A 22,031-nucleotide genomic window follows, 5' to 3' on the forward strand; every position below is an offset into this window, starting at 1 on the left:
TGACGCCATCCTGGATCGGCTCATGCACAACGCCCATCGCTGGGCTCTGAAGGGAGAGTCGATGAGAAAACGACTTCAGGAAATTGACTGAACGTGAACACCCGGGGTACAAACCTCGGTGGGTGATGCGTTAAGAAAAAGGGTGTTCACGTTCAGCCAGAATGGGCGTTCACGTTCGCCGGAATACGCAGCGCGTGAGCCGGGCGTTAAATGCCGGTTACAGCCAGGTCCAGAGCTCCAACAATCTGGTCTCTGAAATGTGAGAGGGAGCCAATAGGGCTCTTGAGATGTTTTTCAGGCACGGAGGAAATTTGGGGAGTTAACAGCAACAGCTCCTGATCGGCGAAGCTGATTTCGGGAGTGAGCCTTGCTGATTTTGCTCGGGTTGGGGTACACATCGAATTGTGCCATCAGAACTCCCTGAATTCGTCGCCGAAGCATCCATGTTGTTCGACGAAATCGTTGTAGCTTTTTATCGCAGCGCGATTCTCTTCAACCCATTGAGCGGCTTCGCGTTTCGAAAGCTCTTCTTTCAGAGCTCGTTCCAGGGTGGCAGACAAATTAATGTTCAGTTCCCGGGTTCTACGCAGCAGATCGCTGTTGATTGAGAGGTTCGCTGCTTTTTTGGGGGCGGCTGAATTATAGAGTTCTGCCATGAGGGCCTCCGAGAAGATCTAGAATACACAGCTTGATCTTATGCGCATGACCATGCGCATACAAGCATTTAACCAACGGCTGTTGTCGGACGCGCCTGCGCTGGCGCTCCGGCACGCCGCGAAGCTCCGCGTTACGTCTCTTCCCCACAGTCCATGGAAGGAGTTCTGATGACTGATCATTCCGGTTCTTGCCTGTGCGGCACCGTAACCTTTGAGGTAAAAGGCGAGTTCGACAGCTTTTACCTGTGCCACTGTCAGCATTGCCAAAAAGATACAGGTTCGGCCCATGCGGCAAATCTGTTTTCGCGCTCAGCCAGGTTGGTCTGGCTGTCGGGTGCAGATGCCGTAACGTCCTTTACGCTTCCTGGCACTCGTCATAACCGAAGCTTTTGTCAGGTGTGTGGTTCAGCATTGCCAAACACCCAGGTTGCAGGTTTGCTTGTCGTGCCAGCAGGGTGTTTGGACACAGACATTGCCATGTTGCCTACGGCGCATATCTTCTCGTCGAGCAAAGCTGTCTGGGAATATAGGTTAGGGGAGGTGCCCGCGTTCGCGGGGCTGCCAGAGTAGCTAATCAGTCGTATCCTAGTAGAATGATTCGCCAATCAAGCCCAAGACCAAAAGGACTTCCGCTTCATGTTTCAATCCGTCTTCCAGCGCCACTGGAACCCCCATGTTGTGCTCATCGTCGCAGGCGCTGCTCAGCGCACTGTACTTCGGCCTGACCTCGACGGTCTGGGCGGTCACCGGTGAATTTACCCGGCTTGGGGGCGAGATCCTGCAGGTGTTCGGGGTGGATGTGTCCGGGTGGGAGTACTACCAGATGGTCAAGCTGGACGGTTCCACCTGGACCCGCCCGGATGGCTGGATTGTCTGGGGTATGTTTATCGGGGCGCTGATGATGGTGCTGCTGAGTAACAGCTTCAAGGTTCGATTGCCGCAACAGAAGCGCCGTTATGTGCAGGGCTTTGTCGGCGGCATTATTGCCGGTTTTGGTGCCCGCCTGGCGCTGGGGTGCAACCTGGCGGCCTTCTTTACCGGGGTGCCGCAGTTCTCGTTCCACTCCTGGATTTTCATTGTCGCCACCGGCATCGGTACGTTTTTCGGGGCTAAGTTAACGAAGATGCGCTGGTGGAAGGGCAAGCCGTCGCTGGCACGGGGTGCGGGTAAACCTTCCGTTGCCAAAACTCGGGTTATCCAGCCTTATGTTGGTGGCGCTATTGCCCTCGTTTATCTGGGCTTTGTGGTGTACCTGTTCTCTACCGGGCAGAAGCTGCTCGGCCTGGGTGCGCTGTTTGGCCTGGCTTTCGGTGTGCTCATTGAGCGCGGCCAGATCTGCTTTACCTCCGCCTTCCGGGATCTGTTCCTGGTCGGGCGCAGCCTGATGACCAAGGCCATCATTATCGGGATGGCGGCCAGTTCATTGATCACCTTCATCGTCATTTCTGTCTATGACATGACGCCCATCACCCAGATTGCGGCGCTCAGTACCCTGGTGGGTGGTGTTTTGTTCGGCCTGGGTATTGTGATGGCCTCGGGTTGTGAAACAGGCATGATGTACCGGCTGATGGAAAGCCAGGTGCTGTTCCTGCCGGTATTTGCCGGCAACGTGATCGGTGCTACGGTACTGGCCTATGGCTGGGACAACCTCGGCATCTATGATGTGCTGGTGCAAGGTGGTGACAAGGTCAACCTGATCGCCACGCTGGGCCCGGCCGGTGCCATCCTGAGTACCCTGGTAATGCTGGGTGTTTTGTACGCCCTGACCGTGTACCGGGAGAAGAGCTACCACCGTAATTTCGAGCTGAAAAGGGGCGTTGCATAATATGGAAGCCATGAAAGAGGCAGACTTCACGCTGGATCTGCGGGGCGAATCCTGCCCCTATCCGGTGATTTACACCCTGGAAGCGCTGGAAGGCATGAACAAGGGCGAGCTGTTGCAGGTGATCACCGATTGCCCGGGCTCGTTCCGGAATGTGCCGGAAGAAGCCATCGCCCACGGTTATACCTTTGCCCAGGATCCGGTGAAGAACGGGCAGGAATACCTTTTTTATATTTATGCCTAGTGAATCCGGGGGTTACTACCGCCATCAAACCGTCACCGGAACAACACATACTGGTTTTCCACAGGATTGAAACGGCGGGGCGAGGCCCCATATCTGGTTGGGTAGCGGGATAACGCCGTACCGCTGCGGGCCGAGAGGCAGGATTTTTATCAGGATAGGCTGAGCCTATCCTGAGGTTGGAAATAATCAATTTTTACCGAATTGGCAAAAGCAGTATTCTTTGCACCGATTCTTAGCCATCAACCCAAACTATCAACAGGAGCTATTCTGAGATGGGTATTATTAACAGCGAAATCAAACCGTTCAACGCAACCGCATTCAAGCAGGGCGAGTTTGTAGAAATCTCCGAAGCAGACGTTAAAGGCAAGTGGGCCATCTTCTTCTTCTACCCGGCTGACTTCACCTTCGTTTGCCCGACCGAGCTGGGCGACGTAGCTGACAAGTACGAAGAGCTGCAGAAGCTGGGCGTTGAAGTGTTCTCCGTGTCTACCGACACTCACTTCACCCACAAAGCATGGCACGATACTTCCGACACCATCGGCAAGATCCAGTACTACATGGTAGGCGACCAGACTGGCACCATCACCAACAACTTCGATGTTATGCGTGAAGGCCAGGGCCTGGCAGACCGTGCTACTTTCCTGATCGATCCGGATGGCGTTATCCAGGCCATGGAAATCACTGCTGAAGGCATCGGCCGTGACGCAGACGACCTGCTGCGCAAGGTTAAAGCTGCCCAGTACGTTCGTAACCATCCTGGCGAAGTTTGCCCGGCCAAGTGGAAAGAAGGCGAAGAAACACTGGCTCCGTCTCTGGACCTGGTTGGCAAGATCTAAGTTTTTCTGCCACAGAAAAACTGACTGGAAAGAGGTCTGTCCGCAGGCCTCGATCCTCCGAAAACCCCGGCTCTGCCGGGGTTTTTGCGTTGTGGTGTCCGCAAAACCCGCAATCTTGCCACCGGTCATGCCCTGGGCTTCCGATATCGTCTACTGTTGAAGTGAAGCTTGGGGTATTCGAGCGGCTGTGGTGGCCGGGGTTCAGAGTGGGGATGGGTTAACGCGCATACTATAGCTCTGCCCTATTAATCGTTTTGAATCAATTAATTTGAGCTTTGTATTGCAGGGCCGTATCGTACACACAACTTCTTTTAACGATTCACTTTGAATTCAGCCACTTGGCTACGACAGACATCAAGGAGACCCCCTAAATGTTGGATGCAAACATCAAGCAACAACTCCAGGCGTACATGGAAAAGCTGCAGCAGCCGATCGAGCTGGTGGCAGCCTATGACGACAGCAAGAAGTCCCAGGAGCTGAAAGAGCTGCTGGAAGAACTGGAGCCGATGTCCTCCAAGATCAGCCTGCGCACCGAAGAATCAACCGACGTGCGTCGCCCGTCTTTCGCGATCAACCGGATTGGTTCCGATGTTGGCGTACGTTTCGCCGGTATCCCCATGGGCCACGAGTTCACCTCACTGGTACTGGCGCTGCTGCAGGTAGGCGGTCACCCGTCCAAGGCGTCACAGGAGCTGATCGAGCAGATCCAGGAGCTGGACGGCGAGTTCGAGTTCGAAACCTACTTCTCCCTGTCCTGCCAGAACTGTCCGGACGTGGTACAGGCCCTGAACCTGATGAGTGTGTTGAACCCGAAGGTGAAGCACACCTCCATTGACGGTGCCCTGTTCCAGGACGAAGTTGAGCAGCGTGAAGTGATGGCGGTACCCAGTGTTTACCTGAACGGCCAGCCCTGGGGCCAGGGCCGCATGACGCTGGAAGAAATCGTAGCCAAGCTGGACACCAACTCCGCCGAGAAAGAGGCCGAGAAGCTGAACCAGAAAGACGACTTCGAAGTTCTGGTCATCGGTGGTGGCCCGGCTGGCGCTGCGGCGGCGATCTACGCGGCCCGTAAGGGAATCTCCACCGGTATTGCGGCCGAGCGTTTCGGTGGCCAGGTGAGCGATACCATGGGTATCGAAAACCTGATTTCCGTACCATACACCGAAGGCCCGAAGCTGGTCTCTGCCATGGAGCAGCACGTTAACGAATACGAAGTCGACATCATGAACATGCAGCGCGCCGAGAAGCTGATTCCGGCAGCGCAGCCGGGTGGCCTGCACGAAGTGAAGCTGGCCAATGGTGCTTCTTTGAAGTCCCGTACCCTCATTCTGTCCACCGGTGCCCGCTGGCGCCAGATGGGTGTGCCGGGTGAAGAAGAGTACCGTAACAAGGGCGTGGCCTACTGCCCGCACTGCGACGGCCCGCTGTTCAAAGGCAAGCGCGTGGCGGTCATCGGTGGCGGTAACTCCGGCGTGGAAGCTGCCATCGACCTGGCCGGTATTGTTGGCCACGTTACCCTGATCGAGTTTGGCGACCAGATGCGTGCAGACGAAGTGCTGCAGAAGAAACTGCGCAGCCTGGACAACGTGAAGATCATCACTTCTGGCCAGACCACCGAGGTAGTGGGCGAGAACGGCCGGGTAAGCGGCCTGAACTATACCGACCGCACCACCGGCGAGGCGCACCACATCGAGCTGGAAGGTATCTTCGTGCAGATCGGCCTGGTGCCGAACACCGAGTGGTTGAAGGGTGATATCGAGCTGAGCCAGCACGGCGAGATCGTCGTCAACGACCGTAACGAAACATCCATTCCGGGTGTGTTCGCGGCCGGCGATGCCACCACGGTGCCCTACAAGCAGATCGTGATCTCTATGGGCGAAGGTGCCAAGGCTTCCCTGAGTGCCTTTGACTTCCTGATCCGCAACTCTGCGCAGTAAGTTTACCCAAGCCTGACAGCCTCAGGCTGACCCCTGAAACCGGTATCTGCGGGATGTGGATACCGGTTTTTTTATGGGCTTACGAGCCGCCCGCCATGTCCTGCTCCAGGCTGCCATCAACCCGGCCAGCCTCGCCCTGCGGGGTGAACAGGTGGCCGTAGGCCGCCTGCAGGCCTGCCAGAATAAAGTCAAAGGGCACGTCGTCGAACACGCCGTGGTCGTTGATGTATTCCATATGGGCGTGGCCATCCTCGGTGAACTCCTGGAACACCGAGTCGTTCACGCCGTCGAACTCCAGCGGGTCTACCTTCATCATCTGGCACAGCTGCTGGTTGAATGCTGGCGTGGCCTTCACCCAGCGGCCGTTCAGGTACAGCTCGATAAACCCGTGCATGCGAAACACATCCGACTGCAGCCATTCAATCAGTTTGGGGCTGGACAGGTGGTTGCGTACATCGGCCAGGCCCAGGCGGCTGGGAATGCCCAGGGCCCGCGCGGCCGCGCCCAGAAGAACCGCCTTGGGAATGCAGTAGGTTTCGCCGGATTCCAGGGCATAGCTGGCGGACAGGGTGTGGGGCTCCGCCCGGAACACATAGGGGTTGTACTGGATGCCGTCGCGCACCGCCAGATACAGTGCCTTCATTTGCTCTACCGGGTCATCCGGAACACCGGCCAGCTGCTCCTGGAGCCAGGCGCTAACTGCGGGATGGTTGTAGTTGAAGAAGGGCGTGGCTTTCAGGTAGTTGTCCATGTCCGGATTCCAGAGTGTGCGCATGATTGAACGATGATGGCCTGATTAGCAAACTAAGGGCAATGGCATTTTGTACCAAAGGTATTGCTCGCAGGCACCACCAACTGCGTGGTTCAGCGCCGGCAAATATGGCAGTCTGGTGGTTTTGACGACGAGGGCGCGATGGCAGATCTGATCGCAGGCATGACATTGGCACAACTGCTTGGCCAGCTGGCGGGCCTGGTGGCCCTGGCTTTCTGTATTGCCGGCTTTGCCAACAAGAATGACGACCGGCTGATGGTGCTGCTGATCTCTGCCAATGTCGCCTTCGCCCTGATGTTTGCCTTCTTCCAGAGCTGGACCGCTGCCGCCCTGACGGTGTTGGTCATCCTGCGTATCGCCCTGGCGCGCCGTTACCAGGGCAACTGGAAAATCATGGCCGGCACACTCGCCGTGAATCTGCTGGTGGCCTGGGCCACCTGGAAAACCGCCACCGATGTGTTCCCCCTGACCGCCGCCACTCTGGGTACCATTGGTATGTTCATGCTCCGGGGGATACCCCTTCGCATTGTGCTGGGCCTGGCCGCCCTGGCCTGGATGCTCAACAACATCGTGATCGGTTCGGTAGGCGGCATTCTGGCCGAGGGCATGGTGCTGGTTACCAACATCATTACCATTGTCCGGCTGTATCGGTTGCAGAAAAAGTACCCGGGGTTAAAGCCGTGAGACAAGCAGGTTCCGGCCGGACGTGTGCAGGTGGTTTGGCCCTGCATACGGCTTCACGGGGGTTGTCAGGCCAATTGAAGTAGCGGGCCGGCGGCGTAACGTGGGCGTTATTCAACAAGAAAGATAACTCCCGGGAGACCTCCGCATGAACCAACAACACTACGATGTCCTGATCATCGGTGCCGGGGTATCCGGCATCGGCATGGCCTGCCATCTGAAACGGGAATGCCCCGGCAAGCGCTTTGCCATCCTGGAACGCCGCCAGGCCATGGGCGGTACCTGGGACCTGTTCCGCTATCCCGGCATCCGTTCGGATTCTGACATGTTCACCTTCGGCTATAACTTCCGGCCCTGGACCGGCGGCAAGGTGCTGGCCGATGGCGCATCCATCAAGCGTTATGTGGCGGAAACCGCGAAGGAAAACGATGTCGAAAAGCACATCCGGTACAGTGTGGCGGTAAAAACCGCCGAGTGGTCCAGCGCAGATAAGTGCTGGACAGTGACCGCCGAGAATGAACAGACCGGCGACCAGGAAACCTACACCGCTAACTTCCTGGTGGGTTGTACCGGTTACTACAACTATGACCAGGGCTACAAACCGGATTTCCCCGGCGAGAGCGACTTCAAGGGCCAGGTTGTGCACCCCCAGCACTGGCCGGAAAACCTGGACTACACCGGCAAGAAAGTGGTGGTGATCGGCAGTGGCGCCACGGCCATTACCCTGGTGCCGACCATGGCGGAGAAAGCGGCCCATGTAACCATGCTGCAGCGCTCGCCCACGTACCTGATGCCGCTGCCGTCAACCGACAAAATCACCCTGGCCATGCAGAAAGTGCTGCCGGCCAAGACCGCCTACCGGCTGACCCGGGCCCGGAATATTTCCATTTCCCGGTTTTTGTTCGAACGCTCCCGTAAAAGCCCGAAAGCCATGCGCCGCCTGTTTCTGTCGATCATCAAACGCCAGCTTAACGGCAAGGCTGACATGCGCCACTTCAGCCCGGACTACAACCCCTGGGACCAGCGCCTGTGCGTGGTGAAAGACGGCGACCTGTTTGACGCCATCAAGGCGGGCACCGCGTCGATCAAAACCGATCATATCGAGCGCTTTACCAAAACCGGTATTCGCCTGAAATCCGGCGAGGAACTGGAAGCCGACATCATCGTTCCGGCCACCGGCCTGGATATCCAGATGCTGGGTGGCATCAAACCCCGGGTTGATGGCCGGGAGGTGGTGTTGAAAGACAAGGTGATCTACAAGAACGTGATGCTGGAAGGCATGCCCAATGCCGGCATGATCTTCGGCTACACCAACATTTCCTGGACCCTGAAAGCGGATATCGCCAGCGAGTACCTGTGCCGGCTGATCAACCATATGGATCGCAAGGGTTATGAGGTGGCGGTGCCCCGGGACACCGAAAACAGCCGTGGTGACGAAACCATTCTGGGTTCGCTGGACGCCGGCTACATCAAGCGTGCAGAAGACCGGCTGCCCCGCCAGGGCACCCATGGCCCCTGGAAGGCTTCGCAGGATTACCTCACCGATGTGAAGATCCTGCGCTTCGAGCCCATCGAAGATGGCTACCTGGAATTCGACGGCCAACGCAGCCTGGCCGGACAGTCCCAGAGTACCGGTTTCCTGCGGCCCCTGCGCTCGGCCCTGTTCGGCTCCTGAGTTACTGGAACGCTGGCCGGATAATGTCCCGGTAGTTGCGGATACGCTGCACGTAGTGCACCGGTTCGTAACCCCGGGCGTAGCCATAGCGGGTGCTGGGGTAGTAGCGTTTGTCGGCTTTCAGGGGCAGTACTTTCTCCATGTCTTCCCAGGAATCCGGGTTCTTGCCCAGGTCCCGGGCCAATTGCCGGGCATCCAGCAGGTGGCCGCGGCCGATGTTGTAGCTGGCCAGGGCCAGGAAGGTGCGGTCCGGCTCCGGGATGGTTTCCGGCAGGCGGCGATGGCGGTCGGCCAGGTAGCGGGCACCGCCGTCAATGGAAGCAACCGGGTCCAGCCGGTTGGTCACCCCCAGGGATTTTGCGGTATTCAGGGTCAGCATCATGATGCCCCGCACGCCGGTGGGCGACCTGGCTTTCGGGTTCCAGTGGGATTCCTGGTAGGAAAGCGCTGCCAGCAGGTCAGCCGGTATGCCGGTTTTCTGCTCGGCTGCCCGGAACAGGTCGATGTAGTTCGGCAGCCGGTCTTCAATCCGCCGGTTCAGGGCCCGCAAGTCGACAAAGTCGAAGTCGCCGATATAGGCGTAGTAGAGGTTTTCCATCCGGCCCAGGGCTTCGTCACCTTCCTTGCTGTTCATCCACTCCCGGGCGTCTGCTGCCAACTCGTCTGAGCCGGCAGGCAGGTACCAGCCCAGGTTACGTCCTTCGGTCAGGTTCATGGCCACTTCCAGGTGCGGGAAGTGCCGGCGCATCACCTGCACAATGTTGGAGTCTGCCACGGTGCAGCCCACATTCCTGTCTGCCACTTCGGCCAGGATCACTTCGGTAGTGCGCTCGCTGTCTTCCCGGAATTCAATCTCCGGATGCTGTCCGGCCAGTTCGTTCAGTGTGTCCACATAGCTGGAGCCGGCGGTGACCGCAATATCGATTCCCTGAATGTCTTCAGGTTTGCGGGGCAGGGGGCGATCGTCACGGTGGCAGACCAGTTGCTCGGTGATCTCGGTGTGGGCCGGCCCCGGCGTGAACAGCTCGTTGCGGGTGTGCAGGTGGGTCAGGCCGGAGGCTGCCAGGTGGGTAGTGCCGGCTTCCAGGGCGGCGAGCACATCGGCGGTGGAGTCCAGCATGGTCCACTCCACCTCCCAGCCACGGGCCTGGGCGTAGTCGGAGACCAGGGCGTACTCGGGGCCGACAGGGTTCTCGTGCCGGTCAAGGTAGTAGGTGGTCGAGCCGTTTCGGGTGGCGACCTTCAGAATACCGGTTTCCGAGGGCGGCTTGAGCCCGGTGCTTTGGGCGGGCGTTTCCTGCTGCTCGCTGCACCCGCCCAGCATCATTAAAACGGCGGACAGGCCGAGGGTGAATTTCCATCCGGACTGCATGATGGATCATCCTTTTTTCTTATGTCGTGAATTTATGTAGATCTTACTCTCCGTTAAAACTACGCACCGATCAACCCTGTGGATTTCCTCCCCGGCATAGCTCAGGGCTGTGTTATCACAAATGCTGATAGGCAAGGGCCCTTAGCATCCTTACGATAACGGCTTCCTGTTGTTCGAATAAGGACACCACCTTGCCTACCGGATTACGTTCGGCCTTTGCCTACCTTGCCCTGACTGCGGCCGTGCTTTCGGTGCTGCCCGGTATGCCGTTGCTGGGTGCTGCGGCGGCTGGTATGGCGATACTTCTGGGTTGGCAGGACATGCGTAACGTGCCCCGTGCGGTGTTTGTGGTGGCCCTGGCCATGCTGATCTTTGCCCTGGGCTACGACCCGGCGCTGATCGTAACCGCCGTCGGCAACATGACCCGCCTGGCGGGCCTGATGCTGGCGGTGATGCTGTTGTCGAACGTGCTGGCCCGCACCCAGGACCTGCAACAGATTTCTTCCAGCCTGTTTGGTGGCAAGCCGCTGACCCGTTATCTGAGCCTGGCCTTCGGTACCGCGCTGGTCTCCATTCCCCTGAACTTTGGTTCGGTCGCTGTGGTGGGCAGCCTGGTGGGGGAGCGTATCCGTCGCAATGGCGATTCCGAATCTACCCGCAATGCCACGCGAGCTGTTTTGCGGGGGTTCGGCGTGGCACCCTCGTTCTCGCCCCTGTCTATCTCGGTGGTGCTCACCCTGACTTTGTTGCCCCAGGTGAGCCTGTTGTCACTGTTGTCCCTGGCCGTGCCGTTTTCTGTGTTGATGCTGCTGGCGGGATTACGCTGGCGTGAACCAGAACCGCTGGAAAACACCGAGCAGGGCGGTACTGGTGCCGGCGCGGGCAGTTGGCTGCGGTTTGGTGGCCTGATCCTTGCGGTGTGTGTGGGTGTCCTCTGGCTCAGCCATCAGTTCGGGCTGAGCTATGCCCATGCGGTGGCTCTGAGCTGCCTGGGGGCGGTGCTGTTGTACCGGGTTCTGGGGTGGCTGCGAGGGCAAAATCCGCCCATGACCAGCATGGGCAATGTCAGTAACGAGCTGGCCATTGTAGGTGGCTCGGCCTTTATCGGTGCGGTGCTCAGTGGCGTGGTACTGGGCCAGATCAGTGGTCAGCCGGAATTGCCGGTGTGGCTCTGGGCCCTGCTGGCCGCCGGTGTGCCCTGGGTGTTCTTTGCCGCCGGTCTGGCGGGTATGAACCCGATTATCATTGCCACCCTGATGGGCGGTATTCTGGGTTCCCTGTGGCCAACCGCGGCCCAGCTGGGCCTGGCGATTGCCATGGTTACCGGCTGGGGTATTACTGCCTTCGGCACACCCTTTGCGGCCAACGCCCTGATCATGGAACGGCTGACCGGATACCGGGCCCGGGATGCCTCCTTCCGCTGGAGCCTGCCGCTGTCTCTGTGCGGTTTGGGCGCGGCCAGCCTTCTGGGCTTCAGTCTGACGTTCTGGCTGGCCTGACGCAGGGTTCCGTCAAGGCTTGGAGCCCATCATCCGTTCCAGCGCCTGCGGGTTAGGCAGGCCCTGAACCATTTTCACATTGCCTTCACCATCCTTGTACAGGGTGCTGGGGGTGGCTTGCAGGCCCAGTTGCTGCATCAGGCGGTTGTTGGCCTTCACGTCCATATGGGCGGCGCTGACTTTCTTGCGGTCGACCTCTATGCCACCCTGCTCGTAGTTGCCCTGATGCTCATGCAATGCAGCTTCCGGGTTGTCGCTGCCAAGAATGGTGGCGGCCTTGGTCAGGCTGTCTTCCCGAAGAATACCCACCATAATGTGCCGTAGCTGCACCTTGCCGGCATCAATCCATGCCGCTGCCTGCTGGCGGAACCGGTGGCAGTAGGGGCAATTGGGGTCGGTGAAGGTATAAATCACGGTCTCGGCGTCTTCGGCGCCGTCACGCACCCAGTTGCTGCTTTCCAGCCGGGGCCAGGCTTCGGCGAATTTCGGGCCGGTCACCAGCTCTTCGATGCTGGCAGCACTGAGGTTGGTGCCTTTATCGTCCAGCAGCGTACCCACAATTACATGGTCGCCATCCGGGGTCAGGTAAAACGCCAGGGAGCGCCCCTGCATCTCGCCGACGTAGCCAGTCATGCCGCCCGGCGCTTCGAAGCTTTCCAGGACGGTAACGCCCTGTTGCTCCAGCGACTGGATTGCGGGTGGGTAGTCCTGGGCTTGTGCCGCCATGGCAAACAGGGCAGACGATAAAACGGTGCCCTTGATCAGGCGTTGGGCAAGGGGAGTGCTCATCGGGATGTTAACTCCTTGGATGGGGATGAGTTCAGGAAGCTGGCATCGAAGCGTTCGAGGCTCCGGGCCAGGCTGGCGCGGGACAATTCGCCCATATGGGTATCTACAAGGTGGCCCTGGGCGTTGTAGAACAGGGTGGTTGGCAAGCCGTGGCTGCCGACTACCCGGCCAAAACGGTTCTGCCTGTCGCTGAGTACGTGGCTCAGGTTCAGGTTCTGTTCCATCAGGAACTTGCGGATGGTTTCCGGGTGCTCGCCCTGGTTGGCGAAGACAAAGTTCACGTTCGGATAACGCTGCTGGGCTTCTTCCAGCACCGGCATCTCGCGGATGCAGGGCGGGCACCAGGTGGCCCAGAGATTCACCACCGTGGGCTTGTCACCGCCCAGGCTGGCCAGGTCTACCGGGCGCTCGTTCAGGTCGGTCAGGGCGACTTCGGGCAGGCCCTGGGTTTGCTGGTTCATCAGGGCGATCAGGCCACTGATGCCGCCCCAGGTAATCAGCCCGGCGGCAACGGCGGAGCCCAGTGCCCGGCGCATGGCGGCCCGTTTCCACATCAGGTAACCGGTGAACGCCAGGGCAACAACCAGGCCGGTCACCATATCGAAACCGCCGTCGCGGATGTCGATCATGCCCAGCCAGTCGCCCTGGTACTCGCCGAAGTAACGCACCACAAAGCCGATACGGGCACTGACCATGGCGACCAGGAAGATGTCGGCCAGGGTGCCGGCTACCGGGGTTTTTTTTTACGGCCGGTCAGGGCGCCTACAATCAGGGCGACCACAAAGGCCAGCACCAGAAGCAGGTGCCCGATGGACAGGCTGAGGGGGCCAACGCCTACGCTGAGCATGGAATCTCCGGAATCCTGTGGGTTTTTATTGGCATACGGCGGCTAGTGACCGGAGACATTCATGGGAGTTCCATGTTTTTGCATAAATGAAAGCCTGCTAATAAAAACCACCTATAGCTATTTGCCGGGTGCTCTGTTACCGTGCCTGCATCCTGCCTCTAGGGATTCCGCAGTTTCCGGCCAACGGCCGCTTTGCGAACCATCCATACGACCTGTCAGAGGACGTCACCCCGAACCCGGCGCGTGACCGTAGTCGTCTTTTATTCCATGAATGTTCATGGCATCTGCCCGCATTCGCCGCATCCGGTGTTCGTGGAGGCAGAATCAATCAAGAGTACACCTTATATGAGTTTTTCGTCCCTCGGTTTGTCCGAGCAGCTGGTCCGTGCCACCGCCGATCAGGGTTATGAAACCCCGTCTCCCATTCAGCTGCAGGCGATTCCTGCCGTTTTGTCTGGCAAGGACGTAATGGCCGCGGCCCAGACCGGCACCGGTAAAACCGCTGGTTTTACCCTGCCTTTGTTGCAGCGCCTGGCGGAAAACCCCCGCACCGGCAAAGGCCCCCGCGCCCTGATTCTCACACCTACCCGTGAACTGGCCGCGCAGGTACACGACAGCGTGAACCTGTACAGCAAATACGTTCCCACCAAGGCCGCCGTGGTTTTCGGTGGTGTAAAGATCAACCCGCAGATGATGAAGCTGCGCAAGGGCCTGGACGTACTGGTGGCAACACCGGGCCGTTTGATGGACCTGTACCAGCAGAACGCTGTGCGCTTCAACGAAGTGGAAATCCTGGTACTGGACGAAGCTGACCGCATGCTGGATATGGGCTTTATCCGCGACATCCGCAAAATCCTTGCGTTGCTGCCGGCCAAGCGTCAGAACCTGCTGTTCTCTGCCACCTTCTCCAACGAAATCCGCACCCTGGCCCAGGGCCTGCTGGATAACCCGGTACAGGTGGAAGTGGCTGCCCGCAACACCACCGCCGAGAAGGTGAAGCAGTCGGTTTACCCGGTAGACCAGAGCCAGAAGACCGCGCTGCTGAGCAAGCTGGTGCGTGACAACGCCTGGGACCAGGTGCTGGTATTCACCCGCACCAAGCACGGCGCCAACCGCCTGACCCAGAAGCTGGAAAAAGACGGCATCACCGCCGCCGCCATTCACGGCAACAAGTCACAGGGTGCCCGTACCCGTGCGCTGGCAGACTTTAAAGCCGGTGAAGTGCGCGTGCTGGTTGCCACTGACATCGCCGCCCGTGGCCTGGACATCAAACAGCTGCCCCAGGTGGTGAACTTTGAACTGCCGAACGTGCCGGAAGACTACGTGCACCGCATCGGCCGTACCGGCCGCGCCGGCGAAAGTGGCCATGCGTTGTCGCTGGTGAGTGCCGACGAAGGCAAACTGCTGGCGGGCATCGAAAAGCTGATCAAGAAGCAGCTGCCGCGCAAGGAAGTGGAAGGCTTCGAGCCGAAGAACAACCTGCCGCTGAAGCCCAAGGCCAAGGCAGACCCGAGCAAGGCCCGCAGCCGTCGCCCGCAGGGTGGCGCTGGCAAGAGCTTTGGCCCGAAACCGGCTGCTCGTAGTGGTGGCCGCGGACGTGGTGCTCAGGGCGAAGGACAAGGCCGTGGCCAGGGGCAGGGCAGAACCGGCCGCCCGGCCCAGCGCCAGAGCGCGTGATAACCCGGTTCTCCAGGCATAAAAAAGCGGGGCTGCAACACAGCCCCGCACAGGAGAACGCACCATCCGGCAGCCACAGACCAGGGACTGCCGGGGGTACGTGGATCAGAACTTGTAGGTGAAACCTACCATGTAGACCATTGGGTCGATTTCTACTTCGAATTTGTCGGTTTTGGTTACGCCGTCTGCCAGAGTCACTTGTGCATCGGTATTAATGTCGGCCCACCAGACTGCGGCGTTCAAGCCGAACTGCTCGCTCAGCATGTAGTCCACCCCGAACTCTACTGCGACACCCACGCTGTCATTCAGATCCAGTTCACCCAGAACAGTCTTCTCTTCGAAGAAAGTCGTGTAGTTAACACCTACGCCCGCATAGGGCTGTACAGCAGATGAACTCTTCATCGGGTAGTACTGCAGGGTAATAGTTGGTGGCAGTTGCTTGGTCTCACCAATGTCACCCAAGGCTGCAATGTCGCCAGCGCCACTGATGTTGTGCTTGAATGGCGTTGCCGCAAGCACACCCAAGCCAAGGTTACTTGTGAACATGTAGGTGCCACGAAGACCCAACTGTGTGTTGGAGTCTACTGCAACACGGGCGTCCGCACCGAGGGCCGCCACAGAGCCTACAGTAATGACTTCGCTGGAATCATCCGGCGCCACGTGCACCGCACCTGCGCGAACAATGAAATCGCCGGCTTCAAAGGCCTGAGCAGCCGGAGCAACAGCCATCACGGCCGCAGCCAGAACACCGAGTTTGAAAGTACGAGACATAGCCATTTCCTCACTTATTAAAAGTCAATGGAGTGAGGGTAATCGCTGGGGAAAGGGAAAACTTGATTTAAGACAATTAAGGGCGTCACCCCGGCAGGCTTCGGCGGCACGGTTGACCCAACTCAAAAAAACGGGGGTACTTCGGGCCCTGCGTATAGTCAGCCCTGGTTGCTGGCCTTCTCCAGGTCTTCCACCACCAACACATCCCGGATACTCAGAGGCTCGCCCTCGGCGTTCTGCACCGTGACCGCCTTTATCGGCTGACCGGTTTCCCGGTCACGAAGGTCCAGCGGCTGGCCGTCTGGCGCCGGGTTCCACTTGTCACCCCACTGGCGCAGGGCCACCACCACCGGGAACAGGTCCCGGCCTTTTTCGGTCAGGCGGTATTCAAAGCGGGAGCCGTGCTCGCCCACGTCTTCCTTGCGCAGCACTTCGTTATCCACCAGCTTGGCCAGGCGGTCGCACAGGATGTTCTTGGCGATGCCCAGCTGCTGCTGGAAGTCCACAAACCGTCGCGTACCGTACATTGCATGCAGCACAATCAGCAGGGACCACCAGTCGCCCACTTCATTGAGGGCGCGGGCGACGGAGCAACTGGAATCATCAAAACGTTTTCTGGCCATGTCAGGGAGTGTACCCAATAGGGTTGCATTTTGAAACCGGATTGAATAGGGTTGCTTTACGAAACCAAATTAATGAGGTTGCACATCACATGAGTATGAATCTTGGTCCTTTGTTTGAGCCGTTTGAACTTCACAACCTCAAGCTGCGCAATCGCGTAGCCATGGCTCCGATGACCCGCAATTTCTCACCCAACGGCGTACCGGGTCAGGATGTGGTCGATTACTATCGCCGCCGTGCCGAAGCCGGTGTTGGCCTGATCATTACCGAGGGCACCGTAGTGAACCACGCGGCGGCCAACGGTTACCCGAACGTACCGGCCTTTTATGGCGACGAAGCCCTGGCGGGCTGGAAGCAGGTGGTTGATGCCGTGCACGAAGCCGGCGGGGCCATCTTCCCGCAGCTGTGGCACGTGGGCGCGGTGCGCAAAGAAGGTATCGAGCCGGATCCGTCTGTTCCCGGTTACAGCCCTTCAGGCCTGTTTGCCCCGGGCAAGCCCAACGGCAAGGCGATGAGCAAGGAAGACATCCAGGATGTGATCAAAGCCTTCGGCGATGCTGCCCAGGATGCCAAGGCCCTCGGTTTTGACGGCGTGGAAATCCACGGTGCCCATGGTTACCTGCTGGACCAGTTCCTGTGGGAAGGCACCAACCAACGCGACGACGAATACGGCGGCAGCATGGAAAACCGCCTGCGCTTTGTGGTGGAAATTGTAGAAGAAGTGCGCCACCGCGTCGGCCCGGAATACCCGATCATGCTGCGTTTCTCCCAGTGGAAGCAGCAGGATTATGAAGCCAGGCTGGTCGACAGCCCGGAACAGCTGGAACAGTTCCTGAAGCCGCTGGTGGATGCCGGTGTCGACATCTTCCACGCTTCCACCCGCCGCTTCTGGGAACCGGAGTTCGAAGGTTCCAATCTGAACCTGGCCGGCTGGACCCAGAAGATCACCGGCAAACCGACCATGTCGGTTGGCAGTGTGGGCCTGACCGAAGACTTCATCAGCGGCACCTTCGCCAGCAAGAAAGATGCCGTGGAACAGTCCGGCATCGACGAGCTGGTTGAGCGCATGACCAACGGCGAATTCGAACTCATTGCCGTCGGCCGCGCCCTGCTGCAAGACCCGGAATGGCTGGTGAAAGTGAAAGAGGGCCGATTGAACGAAGTGGAAGCCTTCGCCAAGAAATCCCTGGCCAAACTTTACTGATCGAACTACTCCTTCGATCCTGCTTGCCGCGGCGCCTGCTCAGGCCCCGCGGCTTTTTTGTACCTGCAGCGCAAGGAGATTCTCCACCTCAACCCCCTCCAGCAGCGCACCCCGGAACTGCCGGTTGATAAACCGCTCTGTCTCCACCTGAATCCGCTCCCGCTGCTCCGGCTTCTCGATGTAATCCATAGCCCGGAACAGGATGTAGCGAATGGTCATGTGGGAAATCTCATGCACCACCGCGGCGTCCACCCCCGGCACCAGGCCCCGCTCCAGAATATCCTCCGCCATCTCCCGGGCACTGGCATCCAGCTGCGCTTCCAAAGCCCGGCGCAACACCGGCGACGGCCCGTGCAGCTCGCGAACAGCCACGGTGGTGGCAGCCGGATTGGCGAGGAAGTAGCGGTACACAAAGGTAACGGTATCGTGTGACGCCTGCTCGGAAGAATCCGCCATCTGCCGCAGTTGCCGCACCCCGGCTTTCATATCCTCGGCGATATACCCCAGCACCTGCAGCCCGAATTCATCCAGGCTTTTGAAGTGCCGGTAAAACGTATTCGGATTCAACCCCGCCTCACGAGCCAGCTCCCGCAGCCCCAACGACGTCAGGCTCCGCGTTTCGGTAATCAACCGCAGAGCGGCCTGAACCAGTTTCAGTTTTCCGCCGGCCAGTGTGTCCATTTAAGCCTCATATTCTGGAGCTGGGCCGGGCGGTGGGCCTTGTTCACAGACACGCTACGAGCACATCCATGTGCGCTTGTTTCAGGCCGTCCCTGGCCTTCAACAGTCTGTGAACAAGGCCCACCGCCCGGCCGTTCTAACAGTGAGTATGCATGCCTTCTCAGATTCAGCATTTGGGAGACGGCCGCCACAGAAGCTTAACGGTTGGTTTGGGGGAGGCTGTCCAAAAATGTGCGGAGCCATGGATGGCGGAGCAGAAGCGCCACATGGGCTCAGCCGAGCGCTGATGAAGCGAAGCTTCATGCGACAGCTGAGCGACCGCAATCTGTGATTGCGGGCCGGACCCCGAAGGGTTGCCGCAAGGAGCGGTTTTTGGACAGCCTCCCCCAAACCAACCAGCCTCCCCAGGTCAGAGGCCAAAAGAACCCGATCACCCAAGCCGGCGGCCACACAGGCCAACAATCTGTCACCCAAGGCCAAACACCCGAACCGGAGTATACAAGTGTCTACTCATGGCGGTATACATGTGTCTACCGGTCATGATGACCACCGAAACAACAACAGGCAAGGCCCAAACAGGCCACACAGGAGTGCAGCAATGACACAAACCGCCCAGATCGCCATCATCGGCACCGGCTTCTCCGGCCTCGGCATGGCCATCAAACTCAAGGAAGCAGGATTTCACGACTTTGTGATCCTTGAACAAAGCGACGACATCGGCGGCACCTGGCACGAAAACCACTACCCCGGCTGTGCCTGCGACGTGCAATCTGCGCTGTACTCCTTCTCCTTCGAACAGAACCCCAACTGGAGCCGGATGTTCGCCACCCAGCCGGAGATCAAAGCCTACCTGCGCCACTGCGCGGAAAAGTACGGCCTGATCGAGCACATCCAGCTCAACACCCACGTAGCCGGTGCCCGCTGGGATGAAAGAACCGGTGCCTGGACCATCGAAACCTGCGACAGCCCCGAACTCTGGGCCTATATGGAAAAGCAGGGCCTCAAGCCAGGAGATTCACTGGATCGCAGTGACAAAACCCTGCCCAAATTCCGCAAACTGCACGCCGAGGTGCTGGTGTCCGGCATGGGCGGCCTGAGCACGCCGGCGTACCCGGACATCAAGGGTATGGAGTCTTTCACCGGCACTCGCTTCCACTCCCAGAACTGGGATCACGAATACGATTTCCGGGGCAAGCGGGTGGCCGTTATCGGCACTGGCGCGTCGGCCATCCAGTTTGTGCCGGAGATTGCCAGGAATGCGGCCCACCTGGATCTGTACCAGCGCACGCCGCCCTGGATCATGCCCAAGCCTGACCGGGAAATCCGGCCATTGGAGCGGGCCATGTTCCGCCGGTTCCCACAAACCCTGAATGCGTTCCGTCAGAGCATTTACTGGATGCTGGAAGCCCGGGTGCTGGGCTTTGTGGGTAACCCGCGCATCCTGAAAATCGGTGAACTGCAGGCCCGCCGCCACATCCGCAACCAGATCAAGGACAAGGCGCTGCGCAAGAAAGTCACGCCGGATTTCCACTTCGGCTGCAAGCGGGTGCTGATCTCCAACAACTACTACCCGGCCCTGGACCAGGATCACGTGGATGTGCTCACCGATGGCATCCGTGAAGTGAAGGGCAACACCATTGTGGATAACAACGGCACTGAACGTGAGGTGGACTGCATCGTGTACGGCACCGGCTTCAAGGCCCAGGAGCCGATTCCCCGGGGCGTGATCTTCGGCCGTGGCGGGCAGGACCTGCTCGATGCCTGGCGCGAGGGTGCGGAAGCCTACAAGGGCACCACGGTGGCCGGCTTCCCCAATTTCTTTATGCTGATGGGCCCGAACACCGGCCTGGGCCACAGCTCCATGGTGTACATGATCGAATCCCAGGTTCAGTACGTGCTGGATGCCCTGAAGAAAATGCAGCACCGGGGCTGGAAAACCGTGGAAGTGAAAGACGATGCCTTCAGCCAGTACAACGCCTCGATTCACGCCAAGCTCGGCGATTCCGTGTGGCAGACCGGCTGCAAGAGTTGGTACGTGAACGAGAACGGCAAGAACACCACCCTGTGGCCGGGCTTTACCTGGCAGTTCCGGCAGCAGACCCGGCTCTTTGATGCCGAGCAGTATGTGTGTGAAGCAGCAGAGGTAGTGGAGCAGGGTGGCGAGCCGGCGCTGGCCGGCTGACCATTGCAACAGGGCCAGCGCAGTGGCTGGCCCTGTAAACCGGGTTACATCTGCCCGGTTTCTTCGAAGCGGTGGTGCCAGCTCAGGGCTTCTTCCAGCAAGTGCGGGGTGTGCATACCGCGGCCGCTGTTGCAGGCGCGTTCGAAGTAGTCCCGCAGGCGCGGGCGGAAGTCCGGGTGCGCACACTTTTCGATGATGTTCAGCGCCCGCTGGCGGGGCGGAAGGCCTCGCAGGTCGGCCAGGCCCTGTTCGGTCACGACAATCTGCACATCGTGTTCGGTGTGGTCCACGTGGGACACCATCGGCACAATCGTGGAAATAGAGCCACCCTTGGCGGTCGACGGGGTCATGAACACCGACAGGAAGCCGTTACGAGCAAAGTCGCCGGAACCGCCGATACCGTTCATGATGCGGGTGCCCATCACGTGGGTGGAGTTCACGTTACCGTAGATGTCGGCTTCGATCATGCCGTTCATGGCAATGATGCCCAGGCGGCGGATCACTTCCGGATGGTTACTGATTTCCTGGGTCCGCAGCACAATGCGGTCCCGGTAGAAATCGATGTTGTCGGCCAGTTCCTGGTTGGCTTCCGGGCTCAGGGAGAAGGCGGTGGCTGAGGCCTTGGCCAGTTTGCCGGATTTCAGCATCTCCAGCATGCCGTCCTGCAGTACTTCAGTGTAGGCAGTCAGGTTGTTGAACGGGCCTTCGTTCAGGCCAGCCATCACCGCGTTGGCAATGTTGCCGACGCCTGATTGCAGGGGCAACAGGTTGGCCGGCAGGCGCTTCTTTTCGACTTCGCTGGCGAAGAAGTCCAGCAGGTGGCCGGCAATGCGACGGGAGTTTTCGTCCGGGTCGCTGAAACGGGAGTTGCGGTCCGGCGAGTTGGTTTCCACTACCGCAATCACTTTCTCCGGCGGGCACATCAGGTACTTCTCACCAAAGCGCTCGTCCGGTTTGGTGATCGGAATCGGCTTGCGGCGCGGCGGCAATGCGGTGCCGTAATAGACGTCGTGCATGCCCTCAAGGCCGGCACTCTGGCCGTGGTTAACTTCGAGGATGACCTTGTCGGCCTGGTCAATCCAGGTTTTGTTGTTGCCGATGGATGACGACGGAATCAGCCGGCCATCTTCCGTAATGCCCACCACCTCGATGACAGCAATATCCAGCTTGCCGAAGAAACCGGACCAGGCGTGCTGGGCCACGTGCGACAGGTGGATATCCATGTATTCCATCTTGCCTTCGTTGATCTTCTGGCGGCAGGTGGGATCGCTCTGGTAGGGCAGGCGCATTTCAATGCCGTCCACTTCGGCCAGCGCGCCGTCCAGTTCCGGGGCGGTGGAGGCACCGGTCCATACGCTGATGCGGAAGTTCTCGCCACGGGCGCGGTGGTCACGGATGTGCTCGGCCAGGGCCTGGGGCACGGCTTTCGGGTAGCCCGCGCCGGTGAAGCCGCTCATGCCCACGTTCACGCCGGAGGGGATCAGGCTGGCAGCGTCTCGGGCACTCATAATACGCTTGCTAAGTTTTGGGCAACGAATCCTGGATTCGGTCGACATGATCCACCTCTTGTTATGCGGTTAACGGCCCCGGTTTCTGACCTTGTCGGCAATGGGGCGAACAGAAAAGCGCCGTATTCTAACAGCGAAACAAGAAAGCATGCTTAACAGTGTTAGTGAAACTACCTAATTCTTTAGTCTAATGCTGGTGTAAGTTCCAGATAATGCTGGGGTAGTTCGGGGGCGAACCGCGGTTTGCCGGTTGCCGT

Annotated in this window: 22 protein-coding genes; 12 read left to right on the top strand and 10 right to left on the bottom strand. The window is 59.1% G+C overall.

Going from position 1 to position 22,031, the window contains the following annotated elements:
* A partial coding sequence (locus H3Z84_RS02315) for an ATP-binding protein (RefSeq protein WP_228285802.1) occupies window positions 1–91 on the top strand: 91 nt, incomplete at its 5' end.
* Window positions 92–206: 115 nt separating this feature from the next.
* Here the strand turns inward: H3Z84_RS02315 and H3Z84_RS02320 are convergent.
* Together H3Z84_RS02320 and H3Z84_RS02325 are read right to left on the bottom strand one after the other, a co-directional pair.
* Complete coding sequence (locus H3Z84_RS02320) at window positions 207–398, bottom strand: CcdB family protein (RefSeq protein ID WP_227508365.1); 192 nt, start codon at window positions 396–398, stop codon at window positions 207–209.
* 12 nt (window positions 399–410) lie between these two features.
* Entirely contained in the window at window positions 411–656 is a 246-nt protein-coding gene (locus H3Z84_RS02325) for a type II toxin-antitoxin system CcdA family antitoxin (RefSeq protein WP_082641119.1), read from the bottom strand.
* Between the two features lie 168 nt (window positions 657–824).
* Here H3Z84_RS02325 and H3Z84_RS02330 point away from each other — a divergent pair, with 168 nt between their 5' ends.
* From H3Z84_RS02330 to ahpF, 5 genes are all read left to right on the top strand, one after another.
* Complete coding sequence (locus H3Z84_RS02330) at window positions 825–1,226, top strand: GFA family protein (protein WP_199456103.1); 402 nt, start codon at window positions 825–827, stop codon at window positions 1,224–1,226.
* Window positions 1,227–1,260: 34 nt separating this feature from the next.
* Window positions 1,261–2,481, top strand: a complete 1,221-nt coding sequence (gene yedE / locus H3Z84_RS02335; RefSeq protein ID WP_323126990.1) for a selenium metabolism membrane protein YedE/FdhT — start codon at window positions 1,261–1,263, stop codon at window positions 2,479–2,481.
* A gap of 1 nt (window position 2,482) precedes the next feature.
* The gene (gene yedF / locus H3Z84_RS02340; protein ID WP_173637056.1) at window positions 2,483–2,722 is read left to right on the top strand and encodes a sulfurtransferase-like selenium metabolism protein YedF; all 240 of its coding nucleotides are present in this window, start codon (window positions 2,483–2,485) and stop codon (window positions 2,720–2,722) included.
* A 272-nt stretch (window positions 2,723–2,994) separates the two neighbouring features.
* A complete protein-coding gene (gene ahpC / locus H3Z84_RS02345) occupies window positions 2,995–3,558 on the top strand; it encodes an alkyl hydroperoxide reductase subunit C (RefSeq protein WP_199456105.1) in 564 nt (187 codons plus the stop codon).
* A gap of 371 nt (window positions 3,559–3,929) precedes the next feature.
* Window positions 3,930–5,495, top strand: coding sequence for an alkyl hydroperoxide reductase subunit F (ahpF, locus tag H3Z84_RS02350; protein ID WP_199456106.1), 1,566 nt, complete (start codon window positions 3,930–3,932; stop codon window positions 5,493–5,495).
* A 79-nt stretch (window positions 5,496–5,574) separates the two neighbouring features.
* Here ahpF and H3Z84_RS02355 read toward each other — a convergent pair whose 3' ends face one another.
* On the bottom strand, window positions 5,575–6,246 hold the full coding sequence (locus H3Z84_RS02355) for a transglutaminase family protein (protein ID WP_323126991.1): 672 nt from the start codon (window positions 6,244–6,246) through the stop codon (window positions 5,575–5,577).
* Window positions 6,247–6,408: 162 nt separating this feature from the next.
* On the opposite strand from H3Z84_RS02355, the gene H3Z84_RS02360 reads away from it, so the two are divergent.
* On the top strand, window positions 6,409–6,951 hold the full coding sequence (locus H3Z84_RS02360; protein ID WP_199456108.1) for a YgjV family protein: 543 nt from the start codon (window positions 6,409–6,411) through the stop codon (window positions 6,949–6,951).
* A 145-nt stretch (window positions 6,952–7,096) separates the two neighbouring features.
* Window positions 7,097–8,623, top strand: coding sequence for a flavin-containing monooxygenase (locus H3Z84_RS02365; RefSeq protein WP_199456109.1), 1,527 nt, complete (start codon window positions 7,097–7,099; stop codon window positions 8,621–8,623).
* A gap of 1 nt (window position 8,624) precedes the next feature.
* Here the strand turns inward: H3Z84_RS02365 and mltF are convergent, their stop codons facing one another.
* The gene (mltF, locus tag H3Z84_RS02370) at window positions 8,625–9,995 is read right to left on the bottom strand and encodes a membrane-bound lytic murein transglycosylase MltF (RefSeq protein ID WP_199456110.1); all 1,371 of its coding nucleotides are present in this window, start codon (window positions 9,993–9,995) and stop codon (window positions 8,625–8,627) included.
* 191 nt (window positions 9,996–10,186) lie between these two features.
* On the opposite strand from mltF, the gene H3Z84_RS02375 reads away from it, so the two are divergent.
* Window positions 10,187–11,494, top strand: coding sequence for a hypothetical protein (locus H3Z84_RS02375; protein WP_199456111.1), 1,308 nt, complete (start codon window positions 10,187–10,189; stop codon window positions 11,492–11,494).
* Between the two features lie 12 nt (window positions 11,495–11,506).
* Here H3Z84_RS02375 and dsbG read toward each other — a convergent pair whose 3' ends face one another.
* On the bottom strand, window positions 11,507–12,283 hold the full coding sequence (gene dsbG, locus H3Z84_RS02380; protein WP_022990173.1) for a thiol:disulfide interchange protein DsbG: 777 nt from the start codon (window positions 12,281–12,283) through the stop codon (window positions 11,507–11,509).
* Window positions 12,280–12,978, bottom strand: coding sequence for a TlpA disulfide reductase family protein (locus H3Z84_RS02385; protein WP_323126987.1), 699 nt, complete (start codon window positions 12,976–12,978; stop codon window positions 12,280–12,282). Before H3Z84_RS02385 ends, dsbG begins: the two co-directional genes overlap by 4 nt.
* Window positions 12,979–13,475: 497 nt before the next feature.
* Between H3Z84_RS02385 and H3Z84_RS02390 the strand changes: the two genes are divergently transcribed.
* On the top strand, window positions 13,476–14,807 hold the full coding sequence (locus H3Z84_RS02390; protein WP_199456112.1) for a DEAD/DEAH box helicase: 1,332 nt from the start codon (window positions 13,476–13,478) through the stop codon (window positions 14,805–14,807).
* A 105-nt stretch (window positions 14,808–14,912) separates the two neighbouring features.
* Here the strand turns inward: H3Z84_RS02390 and H3Z84_RS02395 are convergent, their stop codons facing one another.
* Together H3Z84_RS02395 and H3Z84_RS02400 are read right to left on the bottom strand one after the other, a co-directional pair.
* Window positions 14,913–15,578, bottom strand: a complete 666-nt coding sequence (locus H3Z84_RS02395; RefSeq protein WP_199456113.1) for an OmpW/AlkL family protein — start codon at window positions 15,576–15,578, stop codon at window positions 14,913–14,915.
* A 158-nt stretch (window positions 15,579–15,736) separates the two neighbouring features.
* Entirely contained in the window at window positions 15,737–16,201 is a 465-nt protein-coding gene (locus H3Z84_RS02400; RefSeq protein ID WP_199456114.1) for a winged helix-turn-helix transcriptional regulator, read from the bottom strand.
* A gap of 89 nt (window positions 16,202–16,290) precedes the next feature.
* Here H3Z84_RS02400 and H3Z84_RS02405 point away from each other — a divergent pair, with 89 nt between their 5' ends.
* Window positions 16,291–17,403, top strand: a complete 1,113-nt coding sequence (locus tag H3Z84_RS02405) for an NADH:flavin oxidoreductase (RefSeq protein WP_199456115.1) — start codon at window positions 16,291–16,293, stop codon at window positions 17,401–17,403.
* Between the two features lie 39 nt (window positions 17,404–17,442).
* Here H3Z84_RS02405 and H3Z84_RS02410 read toward each other — a convergent pair whose 3' ends face one another.
* On the bottom strand, window positions 17,443–18,084 hold the full coding sequence (locus H3Z84_RS02410) for a TetR family transcriptional regulator (RefSeq protein WP_199456116.1): 642 nt from the start codon (window positions 18,082–18,084) through the stop codon (window positions 17,443–17,445).
* Between the two features lie 598 nt (window positions 18,085–18,682).
* Here H3Z84_RS02410 and H3Z84_RS02415 point away from each other — a divergent pair.
* The gene (locus tag H3Z84_RS02415; RefSeq protein ID WP_199456117.1) at window positions 18,683–20,266 is read left to right on the top strand and encodes a flavin-containing monooxygenase; all 1,584 of its coding nucleotides are present in this window, start codon (window positions 18,683–18,685) and stop codon (window positions 20,264–20,266) included.
* A 44-nt stretch (window positions 20,267–20,310) separates the two neighbouring features.
* Here H3Z84_RS02415 and H3Z84_RS02420 read toward each other — a convergent pair whose 3' ends face one another.
* Window positions 20,311–21,822 (bottom strand): acetyl-CoA hydrolase/transferase family protein, encoded by a 1,512-nt coding sequence (locus H3Z84_RS02420; RefSeq protein WP_094624811.1) that lies wholly within the window; start codon window positions 21,820–21,822, stop codon window positions 20,311–20,313.
* Window positions 21,823–22,031: the final 209 nt, after the last annotated feature.

Origin of the sequence: Marinobacter sp. bablab_jr003, assembly GCF_016464245.1 — a bacterium.
In the GTDB taxonomy this organism is placed as follows: Bacteria; Pseudomonadota; Gammaproteobacteria; order Pseudomonadales; family Oleiphilaceae; genus Marinobacter; species Marinobacter vinifirmus.